This is a genomic window from Streptomyces sp. NPDC018045, from assembly GCF_044327445.1.
In the GTDB taxonomy this organism is placed as follows: Bacteria; Actinomycetota; Actinomycetes; order Streptomycetales; family Streptomycetaceae; genus Streptomyces.
In genome coordinates this window covers 45,648-58,594 of record NZ_JBIRFL010000003.1, presented here as the reverse complement: position 1 = coordinate 58,594, position 12,947 = coordinate 45,648, and the positions used below count along the sequence as shown (strand labels likewise).

Annotated in this window: 9 protein-coding genes and 4 tRNA genes; 2 read left to right on the top strand and 11 right to left on the bottom strand. The window is 70.0% G+C overall.

The features are described 5' to 3' along the window. Positions 1–65: 65 nt before the first annotated feature. Positions 66–140 (bottom strand) — tRNA-Asp (locus tag ACH4EB_RS07830). A 109-nt stretch (positions 141–249) separates the two neighbouring features. Next, positions 250–4,308 (bottom strand): ATP-dependent RNA helicase HrpA, encoded by a 4,059-nt coding sequence (gene hrpA / locus ACH4EB_RS07825; protein ID WP_398346507.1) that lies wholly within the window; start codon positions 4,306–4,308, stop codon positions 250–252. A 210-nt stretch (positions 4,309–4,518) separates the two neighbouring features. Here hrpA and ACH4EB_RS07820 point away from each other — a divergent pair, with 210 nt between their 5' ends. Continuing rightward, the gene (locus ACH4EB_RS07820) at positions 4,519–5,625 is read left to right on the top strand and encodes an ABC transporter permease (RefSeq protein WP_398346506.1); all 1,107 of its coding nucleotides are present in this window, start codon (positions 4,519–4,521) and stop codon (positions 5,623–5,625) included. Between the two features lie 148 nt (positions 5,626–5,773). On the opposite strand, the gene ACH4EB_RS07815 is transcribed toward ACH4EB_RS07820, so the two are convergent. The 4 genes from ACH4EB_RS07815 to ACH4EB_RS07800 form a co-directional block, all read right to left on the bottom strand. Then, positions 5,774–5,850, bottom strand: a tRNA-Phe gene (locus tag ACH4EB_RS07815). A gap of 4 nt (positions 5,851–5,854) precedes the next feature. Further along, a tRNA-Asp gene (locus ACH4EB_RS07810) sits at positions 5,855–5,929 on the bottom strand. A gap of 48 nt (positions 5,930–5,977) precedes the next feature. Beyond that, positions 5,978–6,050 (bottom strand) — tRNA-Glu (locus tag ACH4EB_RS07805). 174 nt (positions 6,051–6,224) lie between these two features. After that, entirely contained in the window at positions 6,225–7,859 is a 1,635-nt protein-coding gene (locus ACH4EB_RS07800) for a metallophosphoesterase (RefSeq protein ID WP_398346505.1), read from the bottom strand. A gap of 118 nt (positions 7,860–7,977) precedes the next feature. Here ACH4EB_RS07800 and ACH4EB_RS07795 point away from each other — a divergent pair, with 118 nt between their 5' ends. Further along, positions 7,978–8,316, top strand: coding sequence for a metallopeptidase family protein (locus ACH4EB_RS07795; protein ID WP_398346503.1), 339 nt, complete (start codon positions 7,978–7,980; stop codon positions 8,314–8,316). A 17-nt stretch (positions 8,317–8,333) separates the two neighbouring features. Here the strand turns inward: ACH4EB_RS07795 and ACH4EB_RS07790 are convergent, their stop codons facing one another. The 5 genes from ACH4EB_RS07790 to ACH4EB_RS07770 all read right to left on the bottom strand — a co-directional run bounded on the left by ACH4EB_RS07790 (position 8,334) and on the right by ACH4EB_RS07770 (position 12,230). Next, positions 8,334–8,684, bottom strand: coding sequence for a metallopeptidase family protein (locus ACH4EB_RS07790; RefSeq protein WP_398346502.1), 351 nt, complete (start codon positions 8,682–8,684; stop codon positions 8,334–8,336). 465 nt (positions 8,685–9,149) lie between these two features. Further along, entirely contained in the window at positions 9,150–10,058 is a 909-nt protein-coding gene (locus ACH4EB_RS07785) for a radical SAM protein (protein WP_398346501.1), read from the bottom strand. Between the two features lie 111 nt (positions 10,059–10,169). Beyond that, a complete protein-coding gene (locus ACH4EB_RS07780) occupies positions 10,170–10,469 on the bottom strand; it encodes a hypothetical protein (RefSeq protein ID WP_398346500.1) in 300 nt (99 codons plus the stop codon). Continuing rightward, on the bottom strand, positions 10,466–10,735 hold the full coding sequence (locus ACH4EB_RS07775; RefSeq protein WP_398346499.1) for a hypothetical protein: 270 nt from the start codon (positions 10,733–10,735) through the stop codon (positions 10,466–10,468). Before ACH4EB_RS07775 ends, ACH4EB_RS07780 begins: the two co-directional genes overlap by 4 nt. A gap of 325 nt (positions 10,736–11,060) precedes the next feature. Further along, the gene (locus tag ACH4EB_RS07770) at positions 11,061–12,230 is read right to left on the bottom strand and encodes a helix-turn-helix domain-containing protein (protein WP_398346498.1); all 1,170 of its coding nucleotides are present in this window, start codon (positions 12,228–12,230) and stop codon (positions 11,061–11,063) included. Positions 12,231–12,947 lie beyond the last annotated feature (717 nt).

Genomic DNA, 12,947 nt, shown 5'->3' with positions numbered 1-12,947 from the left:
CCTGCCCTCGTGGCGCGCCCCCACGCAAACGGCCCGCATCCCAGGGGGATACGGGCCGAACAATGCGGTCCTGACGGGATTTGAACCCGCGGCCTCCACCTTGACAGGGTGGCGAGCACTCCAAACTGCTCCACAGGACCTTGGTGCGGCTTCCGCTTGCGCGGTGCTGCGAAGCAAGACTCTACAGCAGGTCAGGGGGTGCGGTCGAACTCGGTCCCGGAGGGCCGCCGGGACGGGCCCCGGGACCGGTCACGCCTTGGGCACCGCCGCGTCCACGGCCTTGACGATCCGCTTGTCGGAGACCGGGTACGCCGTGCCGAGCGCGTGCGCGAAGTAGCTCACCCGCAGCTCCTCGATCATCCAGCGGATCTCCCGGGCCTCGGCCGGCACCGGCCGCCCCTGCGGGTACTGCTCCAGCAGCCAGGCGTACTCGTCCTGCATCTCCTTGACCTTCGCCATACGGGAGCGGTCCCGCTCGGCGTTGTTGGGGAGCTGCTGGAGGCGGCGGTCCACGGCGACCAGGTAGCGCATGAGGTCCGGCAGGCGCTTCGTGCCGTGCGCGGTCACGAAGCCGGGCTTGATGAGGCCGGCCAGTTGTTCCTTGATGTCGGTGAGGGACGGGAGCAGGGAGGGGAAGGTGGTGGCCTTGAGGCGGCGCTCGCACGCCTGCCAGGCCGCCAGTACCTCGCGCACCTGCTGGACCGTCTTCATCGTCGCGTCCACCAGGTCGGCCCGGACCGCGTCGAAGAGCTTGCGGAAGGACTCCTCGTCCCAGGCCGGGCCGCCGTGCGCGGCGATCAGCCGGTCGGTGGCGGCGGTCACACAGTCCTCGAAGAGGGCCTGTATGGAACCGTGGGGGTTCGCCGACAGTGCCAGCTTCTGTTGATTGGTGAGCTTGCCCTGCGCGAACTTGGCTGGGTTGCTCGGAATATTCAACAAGATCAAACGGCGGGTCCCCGCCCACATCGCCGTCTGCTGCTCCGCCTCGGTGTCGAAGAGGCGTACGGCCACGCTCGTGCCCTCGTCCACCAGCGCCGGGTACGCCTTCAGTGGCTGGCCCCCGCGCCGGGTCTCGAACGTGCGCGGCAGCGTGCCGAGCGTCCAGGACGTCAGGCCGGTGCGCTGTTCCAGGCCGGCCGGCGCACCGCCGCCCCCGGACGCACCGCTGCCGCCGCTCCTGGCGGGCCGCTCGGCGGCCTGCGCGAAGGCCTTGCTGAGGGCCGCCTGCGTCTTCGGCTTGAGCTTGAGGCGCAGCGCTTCGAGGTCCTTGGCCTCGGCCAGCTTGCGGCGGCGCTCGTCGATCACCCGGAAGGTGATCTTCAGATGGTCCGGGACCTTGGCCACGTCGAAGTCGGCCGGGTCGACCGGGACGCCGACCATCCGCTGGAGCCCGGCCGCCAGGGACGTGGTGAGCGCGCCCTGGAGGGGCACGGTCGAGTCCAGGAAGCGGGCGGCGAAGTTCGGCGCCGGCACGTAGTTGCGACGGATCGGTTTGGGCAGCGAACGGATCAGTTCGGTCACCAGTTGTTCGCGCAGGCCCGGGATCTGCCAGTCGAAGCCTTCGGAAGAGACCTGATTGAGCACCTGGAGGGGGATGTGGACGGTCACGCCGTCCGCGTCCGCGCCCGGCTCGAACTGGTACGTCACACGGAACTTCAGCTTCCCCTGCCGCCACGAGTCCGGGTAGTCGTCCTTGGTGACGGCCTCGGCGGACTCGTTGATGAGCATCGAGTGCTCGAAGTTGAGCAACTCCGGCTCGTCATGGCGCTTCTTCTTCCACCAGGAGTCGAAGTGGGCTCCGGACACGATGTCTTCGGGCAGCCGCTGGTCGTAGAAGTCGAAGAGCGTCTCGTCGTCCACGAGGATGTCGCGCCGCCGGGCGCGGTGCTCCAGCTCCTCGACCTCGCCGAGCAGGGTGCGGTTGTCGTGGAAGAACTGGTGGTGGGTGCGCCAGTCGCCCTCGACCAGGGCGTTGCGGATGAACAGGTCCCGGGAGGTCTCCGGGTCGATCCGTCCGTAGTTCACCTTCCGCTGGGCGACGATCGGCACGCCGTACAGCGTCACCCGCTCGTACGCCATCACCGCGGCCATCTTCTGTTCCCAGTGCGGCTCGCTGTACGTCCGCTTCACCAGGTGCTGGGCCAGCGGCTCGATCCACTCGGGCTCGATCCGCGCGTTCACCCGTGCCCACAGGCGGGACGTTTCGACCAGCTCCGCCGACATGACCCAGCGCGGCGGCTTCTTGAAGAGCGCCGAGCCGGGGAAGAGCGCGAACTTCGCGCTGCGGGCGCCGAGGTACTCGTTCTTGGCGTCCGTGTCCTTCAGCCCGATGTGCGAAAGCAAACCGGACAGCAGGGAGGTGTGGATGGGTGCGGGCGCCGCGTCCTGCTCGCTCAGGTGGACGCCCATCGTCTTGGCGACCGTCCGGAGCTGCGAGTAGATGTCCTGCCACTCGCGTATGCGCAGATAGTTCAGGAACTCGCTCCGGCACATGCGGCGGAACGCCGAGGACGACAGCGCCTTCTGCTGCTCGCGGACGTACCGCCACAGGTTCAGATACGCCAGGAAGTCGCTGGTCTCGTCCTTGAACCGGGCGTGCTGCTGGTCGGCCTGCTGCTGCTTGTCGGCGGGCCGCTCACGCGGGTCCTGGATGGACAGCGCCGCCGCGATCACCATGACTTCGCGTACGCACCCGTTGCGGTCGGCCTCCAGCACCATCCGGGCCAGCCGCGGGTCCACCGGCAACTGGGACAGCTTGCGCCCCATCGGGGTGAGCCGCTTCTTGGGGTCCTTCTGCTGGGGGTCGAGCGCGCCCAGCTCGTGCAGCAGGTCGACGCCGTCCTTGATGTTGCGGCGGTCCGGCGGGTCGATGAACGGGAACTTCTCGATGTCGCCGAGGCCGGCCGCGGTCATCTGCAGGATGACGGAGGCCAGGTTCGTGCGCAGGATCTCGGCGTCGGTGAACTCCGGCCGGGTGAGGAAGTCCTCCTCCGAGTACAGCCGGATGCAGATGCCGTCGCTGGTCCGGCCGCAGCGGCCCTTGCGCTGGTTGGCGCTGGCCTGCGAGACCGGCTCGATCGGCAGCCGCTGGACCTTGGTGCGGTAACTGTAGCGGGAGATCCGGGCCATGCCGGGGTCGATGACGTACCGGATGCCCGGGACGGTCAGCGAGGTCTCCGCGACGTTGGTCGCGAGCACGATCCGGCGGCCGGTGTGGCGCTGGAAGACGCGGTGCTGCTCGGCGTGCGACAGGCGCGCGTACAGCGGCAGCACCTCGGTCTGCGGCAGATTCTTCTTGTTGAGCGCGTCCGCGGTGTCGCGGATCTCCCGCTCGCCGGAGAGGAAGACCAGGATGTCGCCGGGGCCCTCGCCGCGCAGCTCGTCCACGGCGTCGCAGATCGCGGTGATCTGGTCGCGGTCGCTGTCGCTGCCGCCCTCCTCCAGGAGCGGGCGGTAGCGGACCTCGACCGGGTACGTACGGCCGGAGACCTCGACGATCGGCGCGCCGGCGGGCTCGTCCCCGCCTCCGGCGCCGGCCGCCGGTACGGAGGCGAAGGAGCCGAAGTGCCGGGCGAACCGTTCCGGGTCGATGGTCGCGGAGGTGATGACGACCTTCAGGTCCGGCCGCCGGGGCAGCAACTGGGCCAGGTACCCGAGGATGAAGTCGATGTTGAGGCTGCGTTCGTGGGCCTCGTCGATGATGATCGTGTCGTACTGGCGCAGCTCGCGGTCGGTCTGGATCTCCGCGAGGAGGATGCCGTCCGTCATCAGCTTGACGAGGGTGTCCGGGCCGACCTGGTCGGTGAAGCGGACCTTCCAGCCGACCGCCTCGCCCAGCGGGGTTCTCAGTTCCTCGGCGACCCGCTCGGCGACCGTGCGGGCGGCGATCCGGCGCGGCTGGGTGTGCCCGATCAGCCCGCGTACGCCGCGGCCCAGCTCCAGGCAGATCTTGGGGATCTGGGTCGTCTTGCCGGACCCGGTCTCACCCGCGACGATCACGACCTGGTGGTCGCGGATCGCTTCGAGGATCTCGTCCTTCTTCTGGCTGACTGGCAACTGCTCCGGATACGTGATCGCGGGCACCGCGGCGCGGCGCTGCTCGACCCGCAGCTCCGCCTCCTCGATCCCGGCGACGATCTCGGTGAGCACGGCCGCGCGGGCCTCGGGCTTGCGGATCCGGCGCGCGCCGTCGAGCCGGCGCCCCAGCCGCTGCTGGTCGCGCAGCATCAGCTCGGGCAGCCGCTCCAGGAGAGCGGGCAGGGCGGGGGCGGCACCGTCGGGCCGGGCGGAGGCAGGCTGACTGGACATACGAACCCCAGGATCTCACCTCCGCGAATACGGTGGCGAACGAATTGCGGGCGGTGCGCGGACGGGAGGGGACGCGGCGCCCGTACGGACGGGGTCGCCGGCGCGTCCCGGGCCGCCCGGTGGGCGCGCCCGCCGCCCTCCTCGCTGTTCCCTCGCACAGTGGGCCGACCAGCAGGAGAATGTCCGGGTTGGGTGCTTTAGCGTGGCCATATGTCTGATCAGCACGGTGACCTCCCCCAGCCGCACGGCGCCCACGGACGGCCTCCCAGCAAGGCCGAGAGATGGGCCGCCTTCAAGAAGTCGCCGTTCCTGCCCGCCACCGTGCTGGTCTTCATCCTCGCCATCGCCGCCGGTCTCTTCGCGGGCTCGTACACCTACACCATGGCCAACCCGACCCCGCGGCACATCCCGACCGCCGTCGTCGGTCCGCCGGACTCCCCGCACGGCAAGGCCTTCGTCGGCGGCATGGAGAAGGCCCTGAACGCCTCCCTCCAGCTCCATGCGTACGACTCGTACGCCGCCGCCGAGAAGGGCATCGAGGAGCAGGAGGTCTTCGCGATCCTGCGGGTGCGGGACAAGAGCATGGAGCTGGACGTGGCCGGGGCGGCGGGTGCCCAGGTCGCGCAGGTGCTCGAACAGGCGGGCCCCGAGGTGGGCCGGGCGGTCGGCGTACCGGTCGAGGTCAAGGACCTCAAGCCGCTCCAGGAGGGCGACCCGCGCGGGCTCGCCCTCTTCTACATCTCGCTCGCCGCGGTGATCATCGGCTTCGTCGGCGCGATCCAGTTGAGCGTGCACGCGCGCGGGCTCAATCCGCTGGAGCGGATCGCCTTCACCGCGCTGTACGCGCTGCTCGGCGCCTTCGCGATCGCCGCGGTCGTGGACTGGCTGCTGGGCGCGCTGGACCTGCCGTTCGTGGAGTCCTGGCTGATCCTGGCGCTCACGATGTTCGCGTCCGGCATGGTCTTCACGATGTTCAACACCCTGATCGGGCGCTGGGCGATGATCCCGACGTGGGGCCTGATGGTGCTGCTGGGCAATCCGTCCTCGGGCGGCGCGGTCTCCTGGCCGCTGCTGCCGTCCGTCCTCGGGCACATCGGCCGCTGGCTGCCGCCGGGCGCCTCGATCAACGCGCAGCACACGGCCGTCTACTTCGGCGGCTCGCAGCACCTCTTCCCGTTCCTGGTGCTGGCCGGCTGGGCGCTGGTCTCGTGCGCGGTCTTCTGGACGTGGCGGCACCGGCACCCGGGCGGGCGCGAGGTGGGGGCGCTCACTTCGGGGGCGCACCGGGCGAGCGCTCCGGGCGCGCCGGGCGCCTGACGTACGCGGGGCCGGCCCGCGAGGGGCCGGCCCCGGCGTCCGCCATACGGGCGAAGGACAGCGAAAGGAAGCGATAGGAAGCGAAAGGAAACGAAGGGCAACGAACGAAAGAGGCCCCGATCCGAAGATCGGGGCCTCTTTCCACTGCTGGTGGCTGGGGCCGGGGTCGAACCGGCGACCTATCGCTTTTCAGGCGATCGCTCGTACCAACTGAGCTACCCAGCCACAGCGGTCCTGACGGGATTTGAACCCGCGGCCTCCACCTTGACAGGGTGGCGAGCACTCCAAACTGCTCCACAGGACCTTGCACTGTGCGAGATCAGGCGTACCTAGTCTCGCACACGGTAATGCGTGCCCCCAACGGGATTCGAACCCGTGCTACCGCCTTGAAAGGGCGGCGTCCTGGGCCACTAGACGATGAGGGCTGATGGCCCGCCTTGGTGCCTTGTAGGGCGCCGTCGGGGACGTGAGAAGCATATGGGATGCAGGGACCGTTCGCCAAAACGGTTTGTTCGAGCCCGGCGGCGGAGGTGTTCGGCAGGGTGACCGGCGGGCGGCCGGGGCCGGTGCCGCCCGTGCTCCCCGGCCGCCCCGCGGGCCTACGGGGTGCCCGGGGAGGGCGAGCCGGGCGGGGCCGAGGAGGTTCCGGGGGAGCGGGTGTCCGGGGACGGGGTGGCCCCCGGCCGGTTCTCCTGCGGCAGGTGGCGGCTGACCTCGGCCTTCGACAGTCCCAGCCCGCCGAGGGTGATCTCGTCCCACGCCTGGAGGCGCCGGGTCTCACGGTCCAGGTAGAGGACGGACGCCTGCACCGGAGCGGGTTTCCTGCCCTGCACCGCGCGCAGCCCGCCGCCGCCCGTGGAGCCTTCGATCATCAGCCGGGTGCCCTGGGGGAGCACGCTGTTCTCGCGGTGGTGGACATGGCCGGCCAGGGCCAGCGGGACCAGGCCGTCGGCCTCGCCCGCCGCCACCGGGTTGTGGGCCAGCGCGATGTCCACGGGCGTGCCCGCGAGCCGCTGCGTACGGAGCGAGTCGGCCAGTTTGCCGCCGGCCGTGCGCTCGGAGAAGTCCCCCTCCGCGACGACCGAGCGGTCCGGTGTGAACTGCGGGTCGCCGACCCCCGCGATCCGCAGCCCGCCGACGGTGACCGCCCGCCCGTCGTCGAGGACCGTGGCGTTCTCGCGGCTCTGGAGGTACTTCTGCGTCGTGGCGGAGTCGTGGTTGCCGCGCACCCAGACGTACGGCGCGCCGAGCGTGGCGACCGGGTCCAGGAAGGCGTTCTCGGCGGCCGAGCCGTGGTCCATGGTGTCGCCGGTGTCGATGATCACGTCGATCTTGTACTGCTTCACCAGCGACTTGATGATCTGCCAGGCCGCCGGGTTGAGGTGGATGTCGGAGACGTGCAGCACGCGGATCGTGGTGGGGTCGGGCGCGTAGGCGGGCAGGGTCGAGGTGGCTTCGTACAGCTTGGTCACGTTCGTCACCAGGCGCGCCAACTCCCGCTGGTAGACGTCGAACTCGCTGACGATGTTGCGGGCGTTGCCGACCACCGAGGGCGCCGAGGACAGCAGCCCGGAGAACTTCGGCTCCAGGACGGACTTCGGGTTCCAGGTGGCGTACGCGGCGGCGCCCGACGAGGCCAGCAGGACGAGCGCCAGCCCGCCCGCGGCCAGCGCGCGGCGGGGCCGCCGGTAGACGGCCAGGCCCAGCGCGGTGGCGCCGGAGACCACCGCGACGCAGGAGCGGAAGGCGAGGGTGCCGGTGCCGCCGAGGACGTCGCGGGTGACCTGTTCCTGGAGGCCGGCGAACCGTTCCGGGTGGTCGACCAGGGCCTGGGCCCGTACGGGGTCCAGCCGGTCGACGTCCACGTCCAGGCGTATCGGCGCGTAGTGGCTGCGCAGCTCCAGGGCGCCCAGTGGCGAGACGTTGATCTTCGTGCCGCCGGAGAACGACGGGCGCAGTGTCATGTTCGTGTCCACCGGCCCCACGGGGGTGTGGACGCTGCCGACGATCAGCAGACCCAGCCAGGCGCCGAGCAGGGTGACGGCGAGCAGCCCGAGGCCCCGGGCATACGGGTGCGGGGTGTGGGTGAGGGTGCTGGTGGGGGCGGTGTGGTGGGAGCGGTAGTCGCGGAGGACGGCGGCGGGCAGGCCCCGCACCCGGGCGAGCGAGGCGCGGAGCAGCCGGAGCACGGGAGAGCCGGGGGAGGAGCCCCCGGGCGGCGCGACACGGGCCATTGGGCACGCATGCCCGGGCGCCGCGCCCGTCATGCCCGGAAAGCGGCCCCCGGTGCCGGCCGTCGGCGATCTCGCGCGGCACCGCTGCCGTACGGCGGCGTGGCGGACAATGGGTGGTGTGCTGGAGATGACGCGCGAGGAGTTCGAGGAACTGGTGGCCGAGGCGCTGGACCGGATCCCGCCGGAGCTGACACGGCTGATGGACAACGTGGCGGTGTTCGTCGAGGACGAACCACCGGCCGAGGACCCCGATCTCCTGGGGCTGTACGAGGGGACGCCGCTGACCGACCGCGGCGAGTGGTACGCGGGTGTGCTGCCCGACCGGATCACCGTCTACCGCAACCCGACCCTGCGGATGTGCGACACCCGCGAGGACGTGGTGGCGGAGACCGAGGTGACCGTCGTGCACGATACCCCGTCGTACACCTCTCTGGGTGATCTTCGCCTGATCGGGTGATGCCGCAAGGTTTGCAGCTAGCCCCAGCCCAGTGCGTGGAGCCGTTCGTCATCGATGCCGAAGTGGTGCGCCACCTCGTGAACGACCGTCGTGGCCACCTCGTGAACCACTTCATCCCGGTCCCCGCACATGCGGAGAGTAGGCCCCATGTAAATCGTGATCCGGTCAGGCAGTACACCCGCGTACCACTCACCCCGGTCGGTCAGCGGCGTGCCCTCGTACAGCCCCAGGAGGTCGGGGGCCTCGGCTGGAGGCTCGTCCTCCACGAAAACGGCCACGTTGTCCATGACCCGTGTCAGCTCCGGCGGGATGGTGTCCAGCGCGTCGGACACCAACTCTTCGAACGTCTCTCGCGTCATTTCCAGCACACAGCCATTGTCGCTTGGTCTGGAGGACGCTGGGAGGAGCACAGGACCCCGCCCGCACGCCACGAGGGAGCGCACGGGCGGGGCCGGGGCCCGGGTTACGACTGGGCGTGTACGGGAGCGCCCTGGGCCCGGAGCTGGGCTAGCTGCCGCTGGTACAGAGGGCCCGCGACGTGCGCTGCTCGCGCCTCAGACGGCGCCGCCTCCTCGATGAGGTGGTGGGCCGCCGCCTTGAGGTATGCCGCCCACGCCAGCACGTGCTGTTGCGCACTTCGGCCGCACTCCTGGGGCTCACCTGGCAGACAGAGCGGGAGGGCCGGACTTACCTTGTTCGCCGCGTGTCGCACGCACCGGGCGATCGTCAGCCACTGGTCCTCGGACCGATGAGCGCCCGTCTGTCCTTCCTGAAACCACCGGCCGAAGTCGTCTCCGTGATCATCCATACGTGCGCTCCTGCGGTCCTCTGAGTTACGCGGGTGCGGCGATCGTAGCGGCCTTCGCCGCCGCGTCTGCCTCCTGCGGATCGCAGTGCCCCACAGAGGGGACGCAGGGCGTGCACGGGCCGCACATGGGCAGGAACTGCGGGGGTGTACAGGACTGTGCCCCCTCGCCGTGTACGGCGGTAATGCCGGCCGTTACGGCGGCCATCCGTGCGCCGCCCCAGATGTCGGCGAGTGGCGTTTCCCGCACGTTGCCCATGGTCAGGAACCGGCCCAGCACGCACGGCCACACATCACCGGTCGGACTGATAGCGCACTTCTCGTGACCGCAGTGCCCGCACAGGTCGGCGATCGTCGGTGCGGCCCCTCGGCTGGCCCGTCCGAACGCCCGGGCCCGGTCACCTCCGACCGTGCCCACGCCAAGGTTCATAAGGTCCTTGGCCGCTTCCTGGACGCGCTGCTCCTGGCGGACAGCGACCACGCCACCGCGCACTGGGATACCGAGGCTGAGCGCCTTTTGGATGTTCCTTCGGGTCCGGCGGTGTGATCCCCGGAGGTTGGTCACCTTGTCGTGGTCGTCCGGCGTGTCGGAGTAGTACGACGCGGCGAGCTTGACCCCGCAGTCCGTGAAGGTCGCCCACAGGTGATCGCGAACGTGGGCGAGGTTGGAGAAGACTTCCACGGACAGGCCCGCCCCGTGGGCGTGCCGGATCAGGCTCGACAGGTGCGGATAGAGCGTCGGTTCTCCGCCGATGAACTGCACGTCCAGCGCGCCCAGGGCCGCGAGCTGGTCAATGGTGCGTTTCCAGTCCTGGAGGGTCATCGTGCCGTGCGTCCCCTTCGGGGACGAGTCCGCGTAGCAGTGATCACAGAACTCGTTGCAGAATCCCGTGACCTCCAGCCATGCGAATTTCAGTCGGTTCCGGGCAGGGCTCATCGCCGCCTCCTTGCGACTGTGGATGAGAGATTGCCCGCCCCTCAAGCGGGTTGCGCGGCGTGGGGGAACACGGTGTTGCGCGCCGTCAGGCCACCGCGAGAGGGGCGGGGGCTAGCGGGCCGTGCGTTCCTGTTGCGGCCCTTCGGACGGAAGCGGCGGGATCGCCGCCCGTCCCTCGTTCAGCTCCAGACGGCGCACGAGCGCCACGTCCTCGTAGGTACGGGCGAACGTCGGGTGCCCCGCGCGGCCTGTGTGCGCCATCATCGCCAGGTCGGCCGCCTTCAGGTCGGTGGTCGCCGCCAGCGTCCACGAACATCCGCCGCTCAGGCACTGCGCCGTCACGGTGACCTCGCTTTGCGGATGTGTGCCGATGGCGTGCTTCACGGCGCGGATCACGCTGCGGGTGCTCACGGCCGCACCACCGGGGGACCGATCGGCAACGCCACCATGCGCCGCTCGTGGGGGTGGTTGCGGATCTCCACGTTGCAATCGGCTGCCGCCGACCGGTCCACGTAGCCGTTGGGCGCGCCGTTGCCCGTCTCGTACGCCGTCCGCCAGCTCGCAGCGTGCGCGCATACCGGGCAGCCTTCCACCGGCACGGGCCATAGGTCCGGCAACGGCAGTTCCACCAACGGTTCCGAGTAGCTGCGTCGCGGCGCGAAGTAGGCCCGGCTCACGACCAGCTCCCGACGGGGCGAGTCCAGACCCGCGCCCGCGCGTGCTCCTCGTCGGTGGGCTTGCGTAACTGGTCCGGCCGGACTGCCCACTCCGCACCGCCACCCGGAGGAACGAGGTACGCGGACCCTTCGAGGAGTCTGCGTACCTCGCCGATCCGATCGTTCGTTGTGTCCACCGCGTATGTGCCCGTGGTGGGGGTCCAGTCGTGGGCCATGATGCATCGCCGTCCCCTCGCGTGGTCCGATGACATTCCACGCTAGGAACGGCAACTCTCAGTTGTCTGTGGCACTTTGGAGACCCGCCAGCGGGAAGTACCACAAGCCTTTAGAGCGGCAGCCCCACGACGTCAGCCATGGCCCGCATGTCCGTCGTCAACGTCCGCCGCCCCCGGATCACCCGGCCGAGGATGTCACGGGCATAGCGCTGGTTCGGTAGCCATTCCGGGCTGTCGGAGCGGATCTGTTCCAGCTTGCCGAACGCCTCTGCATAGTCGCCGGTCTTGGCGTACGCGTCGGCCACGTCCAGCAAGTGGCGGTTTCGGTTGTTAGACGTGGGCTTGAGGCTGAAGACGGGCACGCGTTCGGCGATACGGAGCACCATGTCAGGCCGGTCGGTCACGCTGGCGTTCTCGGCGGCCTTGAGCTTGACCGTGGTCGGCCCGAACGTGCGAAGGAAGTCATTATTCGGGGCGTGCTCACGCCCCAGCGCCACGGCTGCCGCTGTGGCGAACTTCAACGCGTCCTCGGCGTCGCCAGGCTGCGAGTTCCGCACGGCCGCAGCGGACACGCGTAGCAGCATCCAGCCCCACGTACTCAGCTCCGCCGGGGTCGCCCGGGACATCCGGGGCTCGGTCTCGTCGGCCCACTTCACGGCCAGGTCATACGCCTTGCCCAACTCGCCCTGACGTAGCAGCAACCAGCACAGCGTGTTGACCGTGGCCGCACCCTCCATGCGATCCGCCGAGTCGTCGAGGGCGCGGTCTAGCGCCGTCTCGGCGGCTTTGAACTGGCGGGTCTGGACCATGAGCCACCCAGCGAGCTGCAATAGCCGTACCCGGACCGCACGGCCCTCTGAGCCCAGCGCGTCAGCGTCCCGCAGCAGGGGCGGCAGCAGCACCGATAGTGCCGTGTACTGATCGCCGGAGAATAGGGGCGCCGAATCCTTCAGGGCGCCACGTACCCCGCTGACCGTCGGCGGCTCGTCGTCCAGCCCTGGGGCGACGGGGGGACGCTCCAGGGCATCCCGAACGGCCGCCCAACGATCCACTGTGTCCGCACTGGCATCCTCCGGGTTCGGTTCACCGGCCAGGCGCATCGTCGGCACCCTCAGCGCGTGTGCGAGCTTGCGCAGTGTCTCCAGACGGGCCGTCTCCCGCTCGCCCTGTTCGAGTTTCCGGATGGCCGAGAGGGAGACTCCCGACGCGTCCGCTAACTCACGCTGTGACAGCCCGCGACGCTTGCGGACTTCTTTTACCCTCTGCCCCGCAGTGCTCATGCTCCGAGCGTACGACGCGGACCCCGCCCAGGACACGGGAAAGGCCCCGCACCTGCCCAGCGAAGGGCAGGCGCGGGGCCATGGAAACGAAGGGGAGCGGGAGCCCAGTAACGCCAAGGCGTCCGGCCGTCCGGGCACCTCACGCCGGCCGGGGGCAAGCCTTCGGATCGAAGGGACTCGGAGCGCCGAAACCCCGGTTACGGGCCCTTACGGGAAGCCGCCGATCCGACGTACCCACTGGTCACAGGCCAGTTGGTGCGTGGTCGGCGGTCTTTGGCGGACCTTGGAACCCGTACAGCCAGCGGCCCGCTATCACGCTTCGGTCTTCCGACCCGGCCGAAGGGGGTCACCCCCCAGGGCGAAACGGACATGCCAGGCGCCGCGGGCTTCGGATTGCGATCACGGACCGTGAGGCCGGCGGACGACACAGCGTGATCACTCACGCCAGGTCGCCCGGATGCCGACGCTCCGGCCTCCGCCGGGACGGGCGCCGCCGACGTGCCGCCGCGCCCTCCGCGCTGGACTTCCGCGCGTGATGCCAACGACACAGAGCCTGAAGGTTCGCCACGTCGTGGTCATCACCCGGGACGATGTGGTCCACCTCCGTGGCTGGTGCCGTGCACCGCGCCCCCGTGTCCCGCAGGACTCCCCGGCACTGGAAGCCGTCACGCTTCGGTGCGCTGGCCGGGGCGGAGGGGGCATGCCCCACCTCTGTGG